The organism is Streptomyces solincola (assembly GCF_002982015.1).
Taxonomy (GTDB): Bacteria; Actinomycetota; Actinomycetes; order Streptomycetales; family Streptomycetaceae; genus Streptomyces; species Streptomyces solincola.
Map to the genome: position 1 here is coordinate 1 of NZ_PVLV01000421.1, position 3760 is coordinate 3760.

A 3760-nucleotide genomic window follows, 5' to 3' on the forward strand; every position below is an offset into this window, starting at 1 on the left:
GGGTATGGACGTGCACGACTTCCCTCCCGACCTCCTCCACGCGCAAACCGCCTGGTACGCCGCCTACCGCCGCCTGGCCGTCGCCGAGCCGGCGGCCAGCCCGACCGCCGCCCGCCGGGAGCTGCTGGAGCTGTCCGGCCGCATCGCCGCGCACCCCTACTGGGCCGGCCCGGCCGGTACGCCTGCGGCCCGGATGGAGCTGAAGGAGATCGCCCACGCCCAGGCGGCCCATACGGGGGAGGGCTGGTGATGCCGCCCGCCCGCGACGGCTCCCGCCGCAGGGAGGACGAGGTCTTGGCCGCGCTGCCGGAGTTGCCCCCAGATCTGGAGCGGCTACGGATCATCGAGCGCTGGCTGGTGCTCTACCTGGACCGGGTGCGGGAGGCCATCGCCGCCCACCACACCCTGAAGGCCGCCGTGCCCCGCCCCCCGGCCCCCGAACCGGGCAGCGGTTTCCGGTTGGAGCGGATGCGGGACACGGCCCGCACCCCGGTCCGCGTCCACTTGGACGACTGCCGCCGGCCCGGTCGCACCACTGCGCTGACCCGGGAGGAGGCCCGCCGGGCGCTGATGGAGGTCGAGGAGTGCCCGTACTGCCGTCCCAAGACCGAACTCGGCATGCTGTGACCGCCGCCGTTCTACGCTGAAGGCATGCCCAGCCGCACGTGGGCACCGCCCGCGCCGTACGACCTGGCCTGCACCCTGCGGGTGCTGCGCCGCGGCTCGGGAGACCCCACCTGCCGGCTGGAGGACGACGGCACCTGGTGGCGCACCACCCTCACCCCGGCCGGCCCGGCCACCCTCAAAATCATCGACAAGACCGGGCCGGCGGCCAGCCGCCGGATCACCGGGGAGGCATGGGGGCCGGGAGCGGACTGGGTGCTGGAGCGACTCCCGGCGCTGCTAGGCGCGCACGACGATCCCGCCGCGTTCGTGCCGCGCCACTACGTGGTGGCGGTCGCGCACCGCAAGCATGCCGGGTTGCGCCTGGCGGCTACCGGACTCGTGATGGAGTCCCTCATCCCCACGGTGCTGGAGCAGCGGGTGACCACCGGCAGCGCCCGCGACGCCTGGCGCCGCCTCCTCCGCCTCCACGGCGAACAGCCGCCGGGGCCGGCCCCGGCCGGCATGCTGATCCCGCCGTCGCCGTCGACCTGGCGGCGGGTGCCGTCCTGGGAGTGGCACCGCGCCGGCGTCGACCGCGCCCGCGCCACCGCCATCCTCCACGCCTGCACACGCGCACCGCGGCTGGAGGAAGCCGCTGCCATGCCGCTGACGGCTGCGATGGCCCGCCTCCAGTTCATCCCCGGCGTCGGCCCGTGGACGGCGGCTGAGACGCTTCAGCGCACCTTGGGTGCTCCCGACGCGCTGACGCTGGGGGACCTGCACCTGCCGGTCCAGGTCGGGTACGCGCTGACCGGCCGGCGCGACGGCACCGACGAGCAGATGGTGGAACTGCTCGCGCCCTACGCCGGGCAGCGCCACCGCGCGGCCCGGCTGATCCTCCTCGGCGGCCGGATGCCGAACCGGCGCGCGCACCGAGCCCCGCATTCGCGCATCGCCCACCTGTAACCGGCGGCACCCGGGGAGAGGCAGGCTCCACCCAGCCACACCGCACGGTGTGGCTGCCCCTGCGGGGCAGCCCGCCCGTCGGCTGGGTCTTCGGAGACTCCTGGTTCGCACGCCCGACGGCCGCCCGCTGTCCGGCTTGGTGCCGGGTGTGGCTGTGCTGGGGCGGGGGCGTTGTCGGTGCTCTGCGCTACGGTCGTCTTCCCCTGCATGGGGTGCCCCGTTGCCGCCCGGCCTACTTCCCAGGCCGGGCGGCAACGGGGTGGCGCGCCCCCTGTTCTTCTCGGCACGGGGGCGGACCTCTTCCGGATGGAAGGGCGACACGAAGGTGTCGTAGTCCATATGAGTGCCTGGCGTGGGGGATTGCAAGGAAAACCGGGAACTTCACCCGCCGGGCCGTGGATCCGTGCTTCTACGTGCGTCGCATCGGTCAAGCCCGTGCGCTGACCTGTCTTTCCCGCACCTCATTGTTCCGTGATTCCTTGATCACGTGGCGTTGCGGCTGATGGCCGGTCCATGCTGATGGCCCCCTCAACGGCGGTTCGGCACCCGCCCGTTGCCGGGGGATTCCGTTGGCGTGGTCCGGATGGCTGCGGCATGAACACGAAGAGGTGTTGATGGACATCAGGAAGATATGGATGGCGCTGCTGCTGGCGGCGATGGTCTTCGGCTGGAGCGTGGCCATGGCGGCCATGGGGCACGTGGCCCTGATCGCTGCCCTGGCCCCGATCCTTGGCCTGACCGTGAACCAGGTTCTGCGCGGCCACCGCCCGCGCCCCACGCCGGCCGCCGCCCCCACCCGCGGCGCTACGGCGCCCGGGAACGGGAGCGCACCGGGTGCGGGGGACGGCACCCCGTGACCAAGCCGATCAACCTCCCGGGGCCGGCTTCCGAGCCGGCCCCGGGCCGACCGGGCCGCAAACTCGGCCCCATCGACTCCACCGTCTCCAGCTCCCACCGCGCGTGGCTGGAGCCGACCCGCGAGCGCTACCTCTCCAGCGGCTGCACCCTGCACGAGCTGAGCTTCACCGTCCTTCTGGCCAAGTCCAAGCTCTCGGAGCTGCTGCGCGGCGTCGGCTACTACCCGCGCTGGGAGGTCATGCAGCGCCTGGCCGGACAACTCGAACTTCCCGGCTGGCCCCTGTACCGGCTGTGGCGGCAGGCCGCCCTGGACGCCGGCAAGAGCCGCGAATGGGTCGACAGATCCTCCGAAGGCAAAACCGCCCTGGCCACCGGCCAGCCCCTGGAGCACGGCGCCCTGTGCGACACCGTCGAAGCCGGCTACCTCGCCTTCGCCGGCGCCTTCCTGACCGCCGACGCCGCCGCCTGCGCGGTCAAGGACTCCTTCGCCATCCTGTGGCTGTCCTTCAACGAAGCCCTCGCCAGCTCCGACTACCGCCGCTACGCCTGGCGCATCCTGCGCGCCACCGTCCTGGCCCGGGCCGACCACCGAGACCAACGCCCCGTCCTCGTCCCAGCCGCCTTCGACACCCTCGCCCTGCACGACACGACCGACCTCGACGAGCGCATCGCCCAGCTCACCGAAACCCTGGAGCTGTTCACCGCGATGAGCAAACTCCCCGACGCCCAACTCGACGTCATGGTGCTGCGCCACGTCTGCGGCCTCACCCCCGAACGCGCCTCCGACCTGCTCGGCGTCCCCCTCGCCGCCGTCCGCTCCGACGAGCGCCACGCCCGACGCTTCCTCACCGACACCATCGAGCTGCCGCCCCACAACGGAGGACCCACGCCATGACCACGCTCACCGACCTGCTCATCCGAGCCCGCATCGACACGAGCCGAGCCGTGCCCGGCGACGTCGTCCCCCCCAGCGGCACCAGCTCCAGGACCCGCCCGGTCGCCCCGCACCAGAGCGCCAACACCACCGCGGCCGAGGACCTGCGCACCCTGTGCGAGACCCTCATCTCCCACACCCCCGCCACCGCCGTCGCCGACTTCGTCACCGAACAGGTCCCCGAACCCCGCAGCGCCCTGGTCCTGGCCTGCGTCCTGCAACTGACCGACACCGACGACGGCGCCCGCTTCTGGTGGCAGTACGCCGCCGGCGCCGGCCAGCCCGCCGCCGCCTACTGCCTCTACCTGCACCACCTCTCCCTCGGCGAGACCCACACCGCCCGCTGGTGGCACACCCAGACCAACGACCCCACCCCCACCACCCCAGACGCCGCCC

At 73.1% G+C, this 3760-nt stretch carries 5 protein-coding genes and 1 pseudogene; all 6 read left to right on the forward strand.

Annotated features, from left to right (window positions below; all coding sequences use genetic code 11):
* A partial coding sequence (locus tag C6N75_RS23630) for a hypothetical protein (protein ID WP_322888072.1) occupies positions 1-250 on the forward strand: 250 nt, incomplete at its 5' end.
* Positions 250-627, forward strand: coding sequence for a DUF6233 domain-containing protein (locus C6N75_RS23635; RefSeq protein ID WP_105870918.1), 378 nt, complete (start codon positions 250-252; stop codon positions 625-627). The genes C6N75_RS23630 and C6N75_RS23635, both read left to right, overlap by 1 nt.
* Before the next feature lie 24 nt (positions 628-651).
* Complete coding sequence (locus C6N75_RS23640; RefSeq protein ID WP_105870919.1) at positions 652-1572, forward strand: DNA-3-methyladenine glycosylase family protein; 921 nt, start codon at positions 652-654, stop codon at positions 1570-1572.
* Positions 1573-2186: 614 nt separating this feature from the next.
* Positions 2187-2429, forward strand: a complete 243-nt coding sequence (locus C6N75_RS30895; RefSeq protein WP_181160591.1) for a hypothetical protein — start codon at positions 2187-2189, stop codon at positions 2427-2429.
* Positions 2426-3325, forward strand: a complete 900-nt coding sequence (locus C6N75_RS23650) for a sigma-70 family RNA polymerase sigma factor (protein ID WP_105870921.1) — start codon at positions 2426-2428, stop codon at positions 3323-3325. The genes C6N75_RS30895 and C6N75_RS23650 overlap by 4 nt, the downstream gene beginning before the upstream one ends.
* Positions 3322-3760: pseudogene (locus tag C6N75_RS23655) on the forward strand (hypothetical protein); the annotation flags it as partial. The gene C6N75_RS23650 and the pseudogene C6N75_RS23655, both read left to right, overlap by 4 nt.